This window comes from Exiguobacterium undae DSM 14481, from assembly GCF_000620805.1.
GTDB lineage: Bacteria > Bacillota > Bacilli > Exiguobacteriales > Exiguobacteriaceae > Exiguobacterium_A > Exiguobacterium_A undae.
The window spans coordinates 684,381-696,689 of the sequence record NZ_KK211187.1 but is presented as its reverse complement, the minus strand read 5'-3'; the positions used below and the strand labels follow the sequence as shown (position 1 = coordinate 696,689).

The following is a 12,309-nucleotide window of genomic DNA, read 5'->3' as shown; positions in this document are numbered from 1 at the left end:
AGTCCCCACGGTTGTCTCTCTCTCTAATCGTCGTTATGCTAGAAAGAACTAGTTAACGAGGAGGACATTTTTGATTATGACATTATTTAATTATTATACAGTAAAAGAAAACGGTTTCCATGAAATCATTATCCAAAAGTCACGATTTATTACATATTTGGCGCGCGCCACCTCAGAACAGGAGGCACAGAGCTTCATCGCGGACCTCAAGAAAAAACATCACGACGCCAATCATAACTGTTCCGCTTATGTCATCGGCGAACGAAACGAAATCCAAAAAGCCAATGACGACGGCGAACCGAGCGGGACTGCAGGTGTTCCGATGCTCGAAGTTCTGAAAAAACGGAATCTCCGCAACACCGTCGTCGTCGTCACCCGTTACTTCGGCGGCATCAAGCTCGGTGGCGGCGGATTGATCCGGGCTTACGGCTCCAGTGTCTCGGAAGCGTTGAATGCTGTCGGAATCGTCGAACGTGTCGCGCACGATCTGGTCGAAATCACCGTCGATTATACGTGGCTCGGGAAGCTTGAGAATGAACTGCGGGCAACCCCGCACATCATCGATCAGATTCATTATCTGGATCAGGTCAAGATTGACGTTTGGGTGGAAGAAAGCGCCGTGCCCCTTTTCCTCGACTGGATGACGAACTTGACGAACGGTCAGGCCGTTCTTGAGAAAACCCATTCCCGCTACGTCGAACGTGACATTCAACCCTGACCTGCTATACTGATTATAAAGATTTAAAAGTTTTTTAATAATTCAGTAAAGTAAGGAGTAATGAACAGTGGATGATTCCAAACGATCCCGTTCTGCAAAACCAAAACGAAAGCGTCCCTGGTTTAAAATGTTCGTCATCGGATTCCTGGTGATCTTCATTACAGGCGGCGCCGCGTTCGCATATGTCGCGAACAAGACGTTCCAAGCCGCCAAACAATCCGAGGTTGAATTGTCGCGTGGCGACAAATCAGACAAACGCGCAGCAGCCGTCGATTTAACAAAGGATCATTTCTCGGTCCTGCTCGTCGGGACGGATGAACGTCCCGGTGATACGTCTTCGCGGGCCGATACGATGATTGTCGCAACCTTCAACAAAACCGATAAAAAAGTCAATCTGCTCAGCATCCCCCGTGATTCCCTCGTCATGATCCCTTCTGTCGGGTATGAAGATAAAATCAACCATTCCTATGCGTTTGGCGGGATTGATTCGACGATTGAAACCGTCGAGACGCTGCTTGATATCCCGATCGATTATTACGGCTCCATCAACTTTAATGGTGTCGTCGCGATCGTCGATGCCGTCGGCGGCATTGAGGTCGATGTCAAGTTACCGATCGATACACTCGATTCCTCGGATCAAAAAAACGGGGTGAAGTTGGAGCCCGGTCTCCAACAGCTCAACGGAGAGGAAGCACTGGCCTATGCCCGCATGCGTTATCAGGATCCTGAAGGAGACATCGGACGAACGAAACGCCAACAGCAGGTCGTTCAGGCGATCATCGATCAGTCGACGTCCTTTGGATCCATTACGAAACTCAATAAATTGATGGATGCGACGGGTGATAACTTCACGACCAACATGTCGCTGACGGAAGCATTCCAGCTGCAACCGTTCGCGAAGTCACTGAATGCCGTGAACCGCATCGATTTAAAAGGGACCGATACGAAAATCAACGGGGCCTACTATTATCAACTGGATCCGGCTTCGTTATCGGACGCCAAAGCCACGCTAAAAGAACAACTGAACTTGCCGGAAACAACCGATGACTTAACGTCCACACCGGAGGTCACGGATGATTCGACGACTGGAAGCAACTGATTATCCGGCACTTCACCGGCTCCAACAGCGGGCTTATCAAGTCGAGGCGGATTTGATTGGTGTTTCCGACTCCCCGCCACTGCAGCAAACGCCCGCACAACTCGTGCACGAGCAGCCAAGCGGTTACGTCTATTGTTTGGATGAACAACTCGTCGGTGCTTTGACGATCGAACAGGAGACGATCACACGCTTAGTCGTCGCACCGGATTATTTTCGTCAAGGGATTGCCAAACACTTGCTCCACTTTGTCTCGACTGCCGCGGCCAATCTTCCGGCGATCGCGTTGTATCAGCAATTCGGCTTTCGACAGGTTGATCAGGTCAGCCGTGATACGATTGTCCTCGTGACGCTTAAACGGGAGTGACGGCCAACTCACCGTGGTACTGCTTCAACAATTCATTCTAATCAAAAAAACGAACGCTTTCCTGTTCTAAACAGAAAAAGCGTTCGTTTTTTACATGCCGTTTACAATTCGCTTGAAGCGGCTTCAAATCCAACTCATGATCGTTCCGATCACGGCACCGATGAGGACGATGCGCAGTGGTGACTGATTGTAGAAGCGGAGTAAACAAAACAGTCCGAAGGCGACGAAAAAGTCGAACCCGGTTTTGACACTTGACGTAAAGATTGGATCATACAAGGCAGCAAGTAGAATGCCGACGACGGCTGCGTTGACACCAATCAACATGCGGCTGACCTGTTTGTTGCCGCGGACACGGTCCCAAAACGGAAGCACCCCGATGACGAGCAGGAAACCGGGCAGGAAAATCGCGAGCGTCGCAAGAATTCCGCCGGTCACACCATGGATGACCGTTCCTAAGTAGGTCGCAAAAGTAAAGAGTGGTCCCGGAACGGCTTGTGCTGCCGCATATCCCGCCAGAAAACTGTCGCCCGTCAAAAAGTCGGGGACGAGTGACTGCTGCAGAAACGGCAAGACGACATGTCCGCCTCCGAACACTAACGCTCCGGCACTATACATGATGCTTGTCAATTGAATGTTCCCCGTCGCGACGTTCGCTAAAATCGGTGTCGCAACGAGCAGGACGGTAAACAGCACCAACGCGCTGATGCTGAGAAGCCGCGGCACACGGATGTTAAGTTGTCCGCCGCTTTTCGGTTCGTCGTCAAACAGGACCAAACCAAGCAATGCCGCGAGCACGAGCACACCGACTTGCGCCAGCGGATGCGCGAGCAGCAACACTCCGGCCAGAGCGAGCAACATCAAAAACAGGCGCTTCGGACCGACCGCCAGTTTCGTCCCCATACCAAGGACAGCATCCGCGACGATGGCGACAGCAACAAGTTTTAATCCATGAATGAAGCCGGCTTCCGCCAAATCATATTCCGTCGCAAGCACGGCAAACACGACCAAAAGAACACTCGATGGTAACGTAAAGCCGATGAATGAGACGATTGCACCGACGACGCCGCCTCGAACAAGACCGATTCCCATCCCGACCTGGCTTGACGCCGGTCCCGGGAGGAATTGGCAGAGGGCGACGAGATCGGCATAAGCCTTCTCATCCACCCATTTCCTTCGTTTGACATATTCCTCGTAAAAGTACCCTAAATGGGCGACAGGTCCGCCAAAGGACGTTAACCCAAGTTTCAAGGACACGATAAAAATTTCGATCCATCTGTTCATATAACCACCTCCACCACTGATTATACGAAAAGTTTGTAAATTTTTTGTGACACCTCGCACACTCTGGTCTGGTTATTTACGGCGTCCATAGGTGCCGGCACGCCAGACGGCTTCAACCGGACCTTGGGCATGTCGTCTTAAATACCAACGGGAAAAGACGACTTGTATCACTAAGAGTATGATGACCGCTACCGTGCCTTGCCAAAGCGGGATCGTTCCGTAGGCGCCGGTCAAGAAAATCAACACTGTAAAGACGAGCGTATGCGACAGATAGTTCGTCAACGCCATCCGACCAAGCACCTGAAATCCATTTAAGGAACGCCCGGAGCGGATCAGCAAGGCGATCGCCGCCGCATACGTTACAGCAAGTGTCCGTCCGGATAACCAGACGAAAAAGAAGTTCGCTAAACCGTCCGGTACTTCGCCTTGATGAATCAGCACGATCTGATAAAGTGCCGGCAGCGACAACAGCAGACTCACCGTGAGCAGCACGACGAGCGTTCGGGTCGTCGGCGGTCGGACCGTAAACCGTTCCATCAAGTAAGCACCGATCAAGAACAAGGACAGGATTTCCGGAAAAATCGTCAGCGTGTTCGTCAACGCCATCGGGATTTCGATCGTGGCATGATGTGCTATGTAGTCCAGGACTTGACGGGACGCGACCAATTCTTGCAACGTTCCGTCCGGTTCGACGATCGATTGATCCCCTTCCGAGCGGGCGTACAGATAGATCGATAAGTAGAGGAAAAACGTATATACCTGCAAGGCAATCCCGACGAACAGCTTCGTCGTCGGCCGCGTTTTGACGAACAACAATAAAAAGAAGCCGCTTAACGCATAGGTCTGAAGTATATCCCCTTTCCAAAACAAGAGGTGGATCAGTCCGAATGCCAACAAAATCGTCAGCCGGCGTACGAAGATCCAAAGGGATTTGCCTTTCACGCGAAGGCGATCGATAAACAAAATAAAACCGGCTCCAAACAAGACACTGAATAAGGTATAGAATTTCGTCTGGATGAAGAGGTCAAACAGGAGTCGAAGCAGTTGATCGACCTGTCCCATCTCACTTGTCGTCCGTTCCCCGAGAAAACTCGGCATGTTGACGAATAAAATGCCGCATAATGCAAAACCGCGTAACACATCCAAGTACACAATACGATTTGTTCGTTCGATCAGATTCACACGAAACACTCCTTAACCGCCAATCAGCCGCTCAAATCGTTTGAGCGGCTGATTGGTCATTTTGATGTAATGCGTTCCAACAAATTCAACAAGGGACGATATCGTTCTCCGAGCAATCCGAGTGATTCGACGAGGATATCGAGGACAAGCAGGAGCATCAATAAGGACACAAGCGCACCAAGCGAATTCGTCTGGGAAAACAGAATCGCCGTCATACCGAAAATCGCACAAAGTCCATAGATGACGAGCACGGCTTGACGCATCGTAAATCCAAGATCGAGCAATCGGTGATGCAAATGCGCTTTATCCGGTGCAAACGGCGGTTTCCCTTGCAAGACCCGGCGGACGATCGCAAACAGCGTGTCCGAAATCGGAATCCCGAGCAAGATGACAGGAACCGCCAGTGAGAACAAGGTGACGTTCTTAAACCCTAACAAGGACAAGACACCCAGCATGTAACCGAGGAACAAGGCACCGGTATCGCCCATGAAAATCTTCGCCGGATAAAAGTTGTGGAATAAGAATCCGAACGTACTCATCAAGAGCAGAATCGCGACAATCGTCACGTAGACATTCCCTTGAATGACGGCCAGACTGATCAGCGTCAGCAGGACGATACTTGAGACGCCGGCTGCAAGACCGTCGAGTCCGTCAATTAAGTTGACAGCATTCGTGATCCCGATGACCCATAAAAACGTCAACGGAACACTCCACCAACCGAGAAACAGTTGTTGGTCAAACGGTAAGTTGATGAATTCGATCCGGATGCCGCCGTTTAAGACGACGACGGCCGCGACGATCTGCCCCATCAATTTCAAACGGGCATTTAATTGGAAACGGTCATCGAGTGCTCCTGTCAAAATCACGACAAAACCACCGACTAAAATATGAGTCGCATACGGACTCGAAGGTTGCAAAATAAAGTAGCCGATCATGAAGGCGATATAAATCGCCAGTCCCCCTAAACGCGGCATGATCCGCACGTGTACTTTTCGCGCGTCCGGACTGTCAACGGCACCGACTGCAATCGCAAAGCGTTTTACGACGGGTGTGATCAGTAAGGCCGCGATAAAACAGACAATGGACGCCGTCCATAACATAATAACATCACGCTCCTGCGCGAATTATATCATAAAAAAAAAGAGCCGACGAGCGGCTCACATGAAGATTGGAACTTCTGCAGATGGATCATATGTATAGATACCGCGTCCTACCTTTTTGATTGCAGGATTCGCTTGTTCGACTTTTGCCATCAATTGATAGATGTTGCTGATTTGATGCCGGTACCGTAATTCAAGTTCCATCTGAATGTCGCGTGCTGACATCGACTCGCGTTCACGCATTAGATCACTGATTTGATGCACATAGACTTCCAGTGGATAACGTTGATTCACGCGGCGTTGTTTTAACGGGCGTTCTTGTGTGACGGCGATTTCTTTTGCCGAATCCCCTGTTCCCCGGCTCAGCTCCGCGATTAAATACTCGGCACGCCGTTGCAGACGACGGTATTCCTCTTCGATTTCCATCAGTTCTCGGTAGATATGTTCACTCGTTCCCATTTGTTGACCTACTTTCCTAAATTAAACATAAATATTTCAATTATGTTTCAATTGTATGTTTTTTGAAATATAAAGCACTACTTTTTGCCTCTTTAATATATAATTTAATTATATATTTAATTATTCTGTAATATTTTTATCTCATTGTCGATGCCTCAGCTACACTTCATATTACCAGAAAGGAGATGGAACGGAACATATAAATTATAAATTAAACTATTTTAAAAGTATTTAATTGACTATATAAGCTTTTGTACCTATTCATCTTACTTAAAAGGAGACTGGAAAATTAATGGACAAATTAACTAAAATCTTAGCAGCGGCCCTAGTACTTTTGCTTCTGATCACCATCGCTTTTCCGTCCTCATTAGTATCGGCTGCAACCGGGACAACGTTTACGAAAACGACATATAAAACAACCGATCTGTTGAATCTCCGCTCTTCCAACTCGGTTTCATCCAACCGATTGACGACGATTCCGAACAACACATCGCTCACTTCCAGTTACCGGTTGGGCGATTGGTACAAAGTCACCTATAACGGAAAGACTGGTTATGTCATCGGACAATATTTGACGAAAGTCGTCACCGGTACGTCCTTTACCAAAACAACGTATCAAACGACAGATGCCCTGTCGTTACGTCAAGCGGCTTCGACCTCGTCAACGCGCTTGCTGACGATCCCGACGAAAACCACACTCACATCGAGTTTCCGAAACGGCGATTGGTATCAGGTCACGTATAACAAAAAAACCGGTTTCGTCTCCGGCTCTTACTTAAAGAAAGTCACGACGGCTTCTTCGACGGCTTACACGACAACAGAACGGTTGAACTTGCGAAGTGCACCAACAACATCAGGTGCCTTGCTGATGACGATTCCAACGAATCAAGTCGTGCAGTCGTTATCCATCAGTTCGAACTGGCATAAAGTCACGTACGGCGGAAAAACAGGGTATGTCATGGGAACCTACTTAAAAAAGGGAACGGCTTCACCGGCTTCCACACCTGCCGGAAAAGCGGATTACAGCGGTGCCAAGATGTTTGTCCTGACTGACTCCGGCAGCACGGTTGCCTTGCGTTCTGCGGCATCCGTCTTGAGCGGACAGATTGCCCGCGTCGGGCGCGGAACACCGGTCATCGTCACAAACAGTCTGCATAAGACACGTGGTTTCGTCGCCGTCCAAACCGCAGACGGTCGCCGCGGATACATCGAAGCGACGTATTTGACACTGTTCCAACCAAGCCCGTCCAACCGTCCGCTGATCGTCATCGATCCTGGTCACGGCGGGCACGATCCGGGTGCCGTCCGGTCCGGTCTCGCAGAACGGGATATCGTCTTGTCCGTCGCCCGCCAAGTTGCGAGTTTACTTGAAGGAAAAGTTGATCTGACTCTCACCCGCTACACGAACGATTATTATCCGACACTCGGTGACCGGAGCGCGATGTCGAATGCACACTCGACGTCCCGGTTCGTCAGCATTCATGTTAATGCCTCGACTGCTCTCAGCGCTTCAGGAGCGGAAAGCTTTTATTACAAAGGATCAACTTCGGTCCAATTGGCTCAAGCGATCCAACAACGTTTGACAAGCTACGCCGGCATGCGGAACCGGAATATTCATTTTGCCAACTACGCCGTCATCCGTGGTACACAAGCACCGGCAGTTCTCGCCGAACTCGGTTTCTTGTCGAACAGCACTGATCGTGCGAAGTTAGCGAGTCCGACTTATCAGGCCCGTTATGCCCAAGCGATTGCCGACGGCATTCTGGCGACGCTCTAATTTCATCCACTTCATTTAAATCAGTCTTTACACAGACGAGGACGGCAGATGATCATTCTGTCGCCCTTGTCTTGTTTATAAGGAATCACTCGCTTCACGCGACTCCGACAGGAAACGCGTAAAGCGAGTGATTCCTTTTTAGGTGAACTCTTTTTGCATGATAAAAGGACCGCTCAGGGAAGCGGTCCTTTTATACTCACATGAAAAGAGATCAATCAGATGAAACTGTCAACCATCAGGGAATGGTCAAAAGTCATTAGCGACTAGCTAGAATTTGCTCAAGGGAAAGCAAATCCGTCGAATCGACACGATAGTCTGCCTCATGTAACGTCGTTTCCGGTCCGACTCCGACAGCATACATACCTGCTGCGTGAATCGCCGTGATACCTGCCGATGCATCTTCTACACCGATACAACGTGCCGGTTCGACGCCAAGCGCCTCCGCTGCCCGTAAAAACACTTCAGGGTGTGGTTTCGACTGGGCTACGGTCGCGGCATCGACGATATCATCAAAATAGTGCCGAACTCCAAGTGCCTCAACGACGCTCAACGCATTTTTAGAAGCCGACGCCATTCCGATTTTCAGTCCAGCAGCACGGATTTCGTCAAGGAACGCAATGATTCCCGGTAGAAGGTCCTGTTCTGAGATATGTTGGATCAACGTGACGTAATGGTCATTCTTTTTCGTCGCGAGCGCAGTTTTTTCTTGTTCCGTGAAAGCATCCTGCTTTCCGCCAAGTGTTAAAATCCGCTCGAGCGAATCGGTCCGACTGACGCCTTTTAGTGTTTCATTGAAATCCCGGTCGAACGGAATATTCAACTCCTCACCCAGTTGTTTCCAAGCCAGATAATGATACTCGGCTGTATCGGTAATTACGCCGTCTAAATCAAAAATAACGGCTTCGATCGTTGGTGCCATCCGACATCCATCCTTTCATCCATCGTACATGAAAGACAAGAAATCGAATGATTTGCGCAAACGATTGCACTTGCCTCAAGAATTATTTTACCTGTTCCATCACCTCTTTGCAAGCGTTATCAAAAAACAAAAGAAAAACAATTATTCCTTTAAAAAGAAAACGTTTTCAATTTCAAGGGAATGTTTTACTTATTTCGTTCTTTACTATTCGTTTTACAATTTTTAACTGTTATAATGAAGCCAGTCTGATAGTCGAACTGAAGGAGTGACCAACTATGTTTCAGCGTGTTAAACAATTAATAGATGAACAGAGCCGCAGAATGCGGCGTTATGAAAAAACCGTTTTATTAATTAACAGCTTAGAAGCAGAAATGGAACAAAAAACCGATGACGAATTGCGACAACTGACCCAATCCTTAAAAGACCGTCTGCAAGCCGGTGAAAAAATCGAAGCGGTCACGGTCACCGCCTTTGCACTCGTGCGCGAAGCAAGCAAACGGACACTCGGATTACGTCATTACGATGTGCAGTTGTTAGGCGGGCTTTCGTTGCTTTCGGGTCATATTGCCGAAATGGCGACCGGTGAAGGAAAAACCTTGGTCGCTTCCCTTGCAAGCTTCACCCAGGCCTTACATGGTCACGGTGTCCACGTCATCACGGTCAACGAGTATCTCGCCCGACGTGATGCGGAACAGATCGGTCAAATTCACCGTTTCCTCGGCTTGACGGTCGGCATCAATTCAGCGGAATTGTCGTTTGAGGAAAAACAACAGGCTTACGCTTCTGACATTACATATGGCGTCGGAACCGAATTTGGCTTTGATTACTTGCGGGACCACCTCATCATGCGACCTGAGGAGCGTCTGCAGCGTCCACTTCGTTTCGCCTTGATTGATGAAGTCGACAGCGTATTGATTGACGAGGCGAAAACCCCGCTCATCATGGCGGAACGTGATACCGTCCACGAAGGATTACAACAGCTCATCCGTCACGTCGTACAAGATTTTACGAATGAAACGGATTATACGTTTGATGAAGAAATCAAAGCCGTTGCCTTGACCGATCAAGGGATCGAGACGATTGAACGGGTCTTCGGCATTGATCAATTGTTTGCTGCTGAACATGCCGTCTTGTTCCATTACGTCATCCAAGCGCTGCGCGCGCATGTCGTCTTGCAACGCGACGTTGATTATATCGTCAAGGACGACAAGATTGCTCTTGTCGATCTTTTCACAGGACGTTTGATGGAAGGACGCAGCTTGTCAGACGGTCTCCATCAAGCGCTGGAAGCAAAAGAGCAGGTCAGTGTGACGGAAGAAAATCGAACGACGGCGCAAATTACGATTCAACATTACTTTCGGCTGTACCGGCATGTCTGCGGCATGACGGGAACCGCTGCGACTTCCCGGGATGAATTCCTGAAGACTTACCGGATGGACGTCGTCTCAATTCCGCCGAACCGACCGAAAATTCGCCATGACGACACAGACGTCCTGTTTTTGACGAGCCGGGAAAAGTATCTGGCGATCGCGGAAGCGACTGCGGCGACCCACGCAACCGGTCAACCGGTTCTGATCGGAACGACTTCGATCGAACAATCGTTGAAAGTCGCGCAGGTCTTAGACGACAAAAACATTCCCTATGAAATTTTGAATGCCAAGACGGTCGATCAAGAAATCCGGATCATCGCCTCGGCCGGTCAATCCGGCCGGGTGACGATTGCGACGAACATGGCGGGTCGCGGCACCGATATCCTGCTTGACGACACCGCAAAAGAACAGGGTGGTTTGTTCGTCATCGGAACAGAGCGCCACGAATCCGTCCGAATCGACAACCAGTTGCGCGGTCGCGCCGGTCGTCAGGGGGATCCCGGTTTGACACGTTTTTATCTCTCGCTTGAAGATGAGTTACCCCGCCGTTTTGCCCGCGATCGGCTGGTACGCGTCAAAAAGAAACTCGGTTCCGTCAGCGGTCCGATCACGGCGAAAGAAGCCCAACAACTGATGGCGTATGCGCAGGAGACCTGTGAGTCCGTCAACCGAAGTGTTCGGGACGATCTCGTGCAACTCGAGGAAGTCATCAGTGAACAGCGGCTTGCCATCTATCGTTTGCGAAATCAAATCGTCGACTCGGCGACGCTCGATCAATTTGTGCATCCCTTCGCCCGCCAAACGATTTATTCCTATATTGAGCAATATTTAACGGATGAGCTCGTGCCGGAGGAATGGCCGATCGATTTATTGAAAACAGAACTCGAACAATTGCTCCATCAACCGGTCGCGTTAGTGCCGGCGGATTCGGTCGACACCGTCAAACAAGAGATCGAGCCCCTCGTGGAAACGATTGAGCAACTGATGGCGCGACACCTCTCTGAACACGAGGAGACGGCACGCCGTTTCATGCTGCTGGCGCTTGACGAACAGTGGACCAGTCACCTGACTGCCATGAACTCGCTGAAAGAAGGGATTCACCTCCGGAGTTACGGTCAGGAACAACCGGTCCGGATTTTTGAACGGGAAGGCATGGATTATTTCCGTTATGCCATCTTCAGCTTTGAAAAACAAGTCGTCTCAGGCTTTTGCCGTTTTGAAGAGACACCGATGCAAGGAGGACTCATTCATGCAACCGTCGACTGATTCTGTCTGGATTCAACCTGCGCTGTACTTTACCGAGGATATGCCGATTGTCAAAGAAGATGAGTATGTATTTCGTTATGCGGTGAATCAGTTGCCGAAACTGGGACCGGGTCAACTGGCGATTCATCTGTTTCAGGTGTTACAAACAGATCCACTTCATGTCATCGCCCTGTTTCAAAATACACTCGACCAACAGTTCCAGCTCAATGATTTAGTTGTTCTGGTCCTGTCCGGTGACCAACTCGTCGCCCGAAAGACCTTTACGATCGAAGAAGTCCCCGTCCTGCTGCCGATGGCGACATTACCACTCTGGCTCGAATTTTCAGAGGAAGAACGATTCGTCGACTTGGAAACGCTTGATGCTCCTCTTGAACTCGTGTTCTCGAATGAGCATTTATCTGATCTCGTGATTGATGACACGTTTACTTTGTCGGAGCAACGATTGATTCGACAAGTCGCTTTTTCGCATCCAACTCCACCAACAGATGGTTGGTCGCTGTTGCCTGTCTCGATTTTCAAGCGGGAGCACACTGTCGAAGCCATCGTCCTAGTCCGCAATCCGAACGAACAGTCGCTTGAGCTGGATTCTCTCACGTTTGAGCTCGTTTCGGGCGAGCAGACTGTATCGACTGCCGGGCACGGGTCCGTCCACGTCTCTGCTACGAGTGAGACCGCCATCCGACTCGTCTTTGACTACATGGCTCCGGCGGCGGATTCCCTTGCGTTACGGTATCTTCCTTAAAGATAAAAAATGGACTTCTCGTCAGTGACGAA

11 protein-coding genes are annotated in these 12,309 nt (G+C 49.7%); 6 read left to right on the top strand and 5 right to left on the bottom strand.

Going from position 1 to position 12,309, the window contains the following annotated elements:
- Positions 1 to 76 precede the first annotated feature (76 nt).
- The 3 genes from P397_RS0104165 (at position 77) to P397_RS0104155 (ending at position 2,181) form a co-directional block, all read left to right on the top strand.
- Positions 77 to 718, top strand: coding sequence for a YigZ family protein (locus P397_RS0104165; RefSeq protein ID WP_026832106.1), 642 nt, complete (start codon positions 77 to 79; stop codon positions 716 to 718).
- Between the two features lie 67 nt (positions 719 to 785).
- Positions 786 to 1,817: an LCP family glycopolymer transferase gene (locus tag P397_RS0104160; RefSeq protein ID WP_026832105.1), complete on the top strand. Its 1,032-nt coding sequence runs from the start codon at positions 786 to 788 to the stop codon at positions 1,815 to 1,817.
- The gene (locus P397_RS0104155) at positions 1,792 to 2,181 is read left to right on the top strand and encodes a GNAT family N-acetyltransferase (RefSeq protein WP_028105734.1); all 390 of its coding nucleotides are present in this window, start codon (positions 1,792 to 1,794) and stop codon (positions 2,179 to 2,181) included. Before P397_RS0104160 ends, P397_RS0104155 begins: the two co-directional genes overlap by 26 nt.
- A 123-nt stretch (positions 2,182 to 2,304) precedes the next feature.
- Here P397_RS0104155 and chrA read toward each other — a convergent pair whose 3' ends face one another.
- From chrA to P397_RS0104135, 4 genes are all read right to left on the bottom strand, one after another.
- On the bottom strand, positions 2,305 to 3,462 hold the full coding sequence (chrA, locus tag P397_RS0104150) for a chromate efflux transporter (RefSeq protein WP_028105733.1): 1,158 nt from the start codon (positions 3,460 to 3,462) through the stop codon (positions 2,305 to 2,307).
- A gap of 72 nt (positions 3,463 to 3,534) precedes the next feature.
- A complete protein-coding gene (locus P397_RS0104145) occupies positions 3,535 to 4,644 on the bottom strand; it encodes a DUF418 domain-containing protein (protein ID WP_028105732.1) in 1,110 nt (369 codons plus the stop codon).
- A gap of 56 nt (positions 4,645 to 4,700) precedes the next feature.
- On the bottom strand, positions 4,701 to 5,744 hold the full coding sequence (locus P397_RS0104140) for a glycosyltransferase family 4 protein (protein WP_026832101.1): 1,044 nt from the start codon (positions 5,742 to 5,744) through the stop codon (positions 4,701 to 4,703).
- Between the two features lie 57 nt (positions 5,745 to 5,801).
- Positions 5,802 to 6,203, bottom strand: a complete 402-nt coding sequence (locus P397_RS0104135) for a Rok-like winged helix domain-containing protein (protein WP_014971241.1) — start codon at positions 6,201 to 6,203, stop codon at positions 5,802 to 5,804.
- Between the two features lie 292 nt (positions 6,204 to 6,495).
- Between P397_RS0104135 and P397_RS0104130 the strand changes: the two genes are divergently transcribed.
- On the top strand, positions 6,496 to 7,980 hold the full coding sequence (locus P397_RS0104130) for an N-acetylmuramoyl-L-alanine amidase (RefSeq protein WP_028105731.1): 1,485 nt from the start codon (positions 6,496 to 6,498) through the stop codon (positions 7,978 to 7,980).
- A gap of 256 nt (positions 7,981 to 8,236) precedes the next feature.
- Here P397_RS0104130 and pgmB read toward each other — a convergent pair whose 3' ends face one another.
- Positions 8,237 to 8,899 carry a beta-phosphoglucomutase gene (pgmB, locus tag P397_RS0104125; RefSeq protein WP_028105730.1) on the bottom strand — a complete coding sequence of 221 codons (663 nt, stop codon included), beginning with the start codon at positions 8,897 to 8,899 and terminating at the stop codon, positions 8,237 to 8,239.
- A gap of 275 nt (positions 8,900 to 9,174) precedes the next feature.
- Between pgmB and secA2 the strand changes: the two genes are divergently transcribed.
- Both secA2 and P397_RS0104115 read left to right on the top strand, forming a co-directional pair.
- Positions 9,175 to 11,535 carry an accessory Sec system translocase SecA2 gene (gene secA2 / locus P397_RS0104120; protein WP_028105729.1) on the top strand — a complete coding sequence of 787 codons (2,361 nt, stop codon included), beginning with the start codon at positions 9,175 to 9,177 and terminating at the stop codon, positions 11,533 to 11,535.
- Positions 11,519 to 12,277: an SLAP domain-containing protein gene (locus P397_RS0104115; RefSeq protein ID WP_028105728.1), complete on the top strand. Its 759-nt coding sequence runs from the start codon at positions 11,519 to 11,521 to the stop codon at positions 12,275 to 12,277. The genes secA2 and P397_RS0104115 overlap by 17 nt, the downstream gene beginning before the upstream one ends.
- Positions 12,278 to 12,309 lie beyond the last annotated feature (32 nt).

Coding starts and splice junctions, on each gene's coding strand:
- pgmB (WP_028105730.1), bottom strand. CDS start 8,899: ATGGCACCAACGATCGAAGCCGTTATTTTTGATTTAGACGGCGTAATT.
- P397_RS0104135 (WP_014971241.1), bottom strand. CDS start 6,203: ATGGGAACGAGTGAACATATCTACCGAGAACTGATGGAAATCGAAGAG.
- P397_RS0104140 (WP_026832101.1), bottom strand. CDS start 5,744: ATGTTATGGACGGCGTCCATTGTCTGTTTTATCGCGGCCTTACTGATC.
- P397_RS0104155 (WP_028105734.1), top strand. CDS start 1,792: ATGATTCGACGACTGGAAGCAACTGATTATCCGGCACTTCACCGGCTC.
- chrA (WP_028105733.1), bottom strand. CDS start 3,462: ATGAACAGATGGATCGAAATTTTTATCGTGTCCTTGAAACTTGGGTTA.
- P397_RS0104165 (WP_026832106.1), top strand. CDS start 77: ATGACATTATTTAATTATTATACAGTAAAAGAAAACGGTTTCCATGAA.
- P397_RS0104130 (WP_028105731.1), top strand. CDS start 6,496: ATGGACAAATTAACTAAAATCTTAGCAGCGGCCCTAGTACTTTTGCTT.
- secA2 (WP_028105729.1), top strand. CDS start 9,175: ATGTTTCAGCGTGTTAAACAATTAATAGATGAACAGAGCCGCAGAATG.
- P397_RS0104115 (WP_028105728.1), top strand. CDS start 11,519: ATGCAACCGTCGACTGATTCTGTCTGGATTCAACCTGCGCTGTACTTT.